The sequence below is a fragment of the Synechococcus sp. R6-5 genome (assembly GCF_047461775.1).
Taxonomy (GTDB): Bacteria; Cyanobacteriota; Cyanobacteriia; order Thermostichales; family Thermostichaceae; genus Thermostichus.
This window is the reverse complement of sequence record NZ_JANSHV010000332.1, coordinates 1-1,334: the sequence shown is the minus strand read 5'-3', so window position 1 is coordinate 1,334 and position 1,334 is coordinate 1. Positions and strand designations below refer to the sequence as shown.

The window sequence follows — 1,334 nt, the reverse complement described above, 5'->3', positions numbered from 1 at the left end:
AACGGCTGGCTGGCAACGGTCTGGCTGGCCTCTATCCTCTCGGAAAGCGACCATCGCACGTCCAGCGTAGAAGAGTGGGCCGGGCAGCATCGCCAGACGCTGGAACGGTTGCTGGGGCAACCCATTCGCCGTACCGAATTCAGTGATGACCGGCTGGAGATCGTGCTGCGCCGCCTGAGCCAGCAGGCCGCCTGGGAAGCCCTGGAGGCCGACCTGTGGCAGGCAACGGGAGACGTCGATGACCTGGACGTGACCAGCGTTCGCCTGGACAGCGCCACCACGTATGGCTACCATACCCTGACGGAAGACGGGGTGATGCAATACGGGCATAGTAAAGACCGCCGTCCCGACTTGCCCCAGTTGAAATTGATGGCCGCCGCAGCCGAGCCGTGGGGTCACCTGCTGGCCTGCAATGTCCACCCCGGCCAGACCGCCGACGACCCGTTGTACCGCCCCCGCATCGCTCGGGTGCGCCAGATGCTGGGCCGGTCGGGGCTGCTGTATGTGGGCGACAGCAAGATGGCTGCTCTGGCAACTCGGGCGGACATCGTGGCCCACGGGGACTCCTACCTGATGCCCCTGCCCCTGACCGGCGAGACCGCCCAACAGGTGGAAGCGTGGATTGACGCCGTGGTGGAAGGGGAGCAGACGGTGACCCTGATCTGGGATGAGCAGAGTCTGTTGGGCGGCGGGTATGAGTTTGAGCGGCCGATGAGCGCTCGGGTGGACGGCAAGCCCGTGACGTGGACCGAGCGGGTGCAGGTGGTCCGCTCGTTGGCGCTGGCGGAGCGGGAGAGCCAACAGTTGGAGCAGCGCCTGGCGAACGCGGAGGGTGCTCTGCGGGCGCTGACACCGCCCCCCGGTCGGGGCCGACGACCGTATCGGGACGAAGCGGCCTTGCAGACAGCGGTATCCCAGGTGCTGGAGCGATATGATGTGACGGGCTTGCTGCAGGTCACCTGGCGACGGGAGGAAGAGACCGTCACGCGCTCCGTGGGACGCGGACGGGGAAGCCCGAAGCGCCCCGTCCGGACGGAGGTGCGCGTGCGTTGCGTCATCGCCGAAGTCCGGCGGGACGAAGAGGCGATTCAGCGCCGGAAATATCGTCTGGGATGGCGGATTCAGGTGACCAGCCTGCCGTTGGCCCAGATGTCGCTGGCCCAGACGGTTGTCCATTACCGGGGTGGGTGGTGTCTGGAAAGAGATGTTCACCTGGTGAAGGATCGTCCCATCGGCATCCGCCCGTTGTATGTGCGGCGGGATGATCAGATTATCGGTCTGACCCGCCTGCTGACGCTGGCGTTGCGGCTGTTGACGTTGATAGAAAGCCAGGT

At 65.8% G+C, this 1,334-nt stretch carries 1 protein-coding gene; it reads left to right on the top strand.

Annotated elements, in window-relative coordinates:
* A partial coding sequence (locus tag NW818_RS13470; RefSeq protein ID WP_414424838.1) for a transposase occupies positions 1 to 1,334 on the top strand: 1,334 nt, incomplete at both ends.